Origin of the sequence: Belliella pelovolcani, assembly GCF_900156785.1 — a bacterium.
Taxonomy (GTDB): domain Bacteria; phylum Bacteroidota; class Bacteroidia; order Cytophagales; family Cyclobacteriaceae; genus Belliella; species Belliella pelovolcani.
In genome coordinates this window covers 1-1317 of sequence record NZ_FTOP01000044.1, presented here as the reverse complement: position 1 = coordinate 1317, position 1317 = coordinate 1, and the positions used below count along the sequence as shown (strand labels likewise).

The following is a 1317-nucleotide window of genomic DNA, read 5'->3' as shown; positions in this document are numbered from 1 at the left end:
TATAACACTCCCCATTTGTTGGACCAAAAGTATCAGTTGCTAAGTTAATTTATTTTTTTGTTAATGCTTCTTTAGTTGTCCTATTTCCCAAGGGTACCCTTGGGAAATAGGACAACTAACTTTTGCTTTATGCTGCTTTTTGGGTTGCCCCATAATATCTTTCCCCAGGCTTCTCCCTAGTGGTATGATGAACCTTTTGGTTGTAATATTCAATATACCACTTGACACCTTTGAGCAGGTCATAACCGTCCTCGCTTGGGTTCAGATAGATGTAATCATACTTGATCGACTTCCAGAACCTTTCAATATATACATTGTCCAAAGCCCTTCCCTTTCCGTCCATTGATACTTTGATATCCTGCCCTTCAAGGTAATTGATCCATAAGGCTGATGTGTACTGGCTTCCCTGATCGGAATTGACTATCTCCGGCTTACCATATTCTCTGATGGCCTCTTCGATTACCTGCTTACACCATTTGGCGTCCTGACTGTTGGATATACCCCATGACAGTATTTTTCTGCTGTAAACATCCATGACTGCGGTCAGGAACATAAACCCCTTCTGCATCGGAATGTAGGTGATATCGGTTACCCACACTTGGTTGGGCCTTTCAATCTTTAAGTTCCTGAGAAGATAAGGCCTGATATATTCACGCAAACCGGATTTGGTAAGGTTCTTCCTCCTGTAAAGGGTTTCCCTGCCCATCAGCCTGAAAAGCCTCCTGATGCGCTTTGGGCCGACAACGAAGCCCAGTCCTGTCAACAGATAGACCATCGACACAACGCCTTCAGTAGGGTGATCGGTAAGATGCCTGTCCATGATTCCCATCAGTTTCAGATTGATCTCGTTTTCCCCTTTTGGTTTGTAATATAGACTGCTTCGGGGAACCTCCAATACTTCACACTGTTTCCTTATAGAAAGCCCCTTATAATCGGAACAAACCAATGTCGCCCGGTCTTTCATATCCCCAGTTTCTTGCAGCTTTTTTTTAAAAAGTCATTCTCTACTTTTAGCTCTCCGATCTGGGCATAGAGCTGCTCAAGGGCAGGGCCTTCTTCCTTTTTCTTTGAATGATCCTTTTCAAATACAGCTGACATATTATCCAAAAACTCACCCTTCCACTTGGAGATAATCACAGGGCTAACATCGAACTTCTTGGACAATTCAGCCAATGTAAACTGATTCTTGATTGCTTCAAGGGCCACTTTTGCCTTGAACTCAGGAGAAAACTTTCGTCTTGTTTGCTTGTTCATAAGGTTAAATTTAAACGGTTTTTTTTAACTTAACCTCTGGTCTCAATTTTGGGGAGTATTATA

General features: G+C 42.4%; 2 protein-coding genes. Both read right to left on the bottom strand.

From position 1 onward, the window contains the following. Positions 1–127 precede the first annotated feature (127 nt). Entirely contained in the window at positions 128–964 is an 837-nt protein-coding gene (locus BW935_RS18005; RefSeq protein WP_076503167.1) for an IS3 family transposase, read from the bottom strand. Continuing rightward, the gene (locus tag BW935_RS18000) at positions 961–1254 is read right to left on the bottom strand and encodes a transposase (RefSeq protein ID WP_014770860.1); all 294 of its coding nucleotides are present in this window, start codon (positions 1252–1254) and stop codon (positions 961–963) included. The genes BW935_RS18005 and BW935_RS18000 overlap by 4 nt, the downstream gene beginning before the upstream one ends. Positions 1255–1317: the final 63 nt, after the last annotated feature.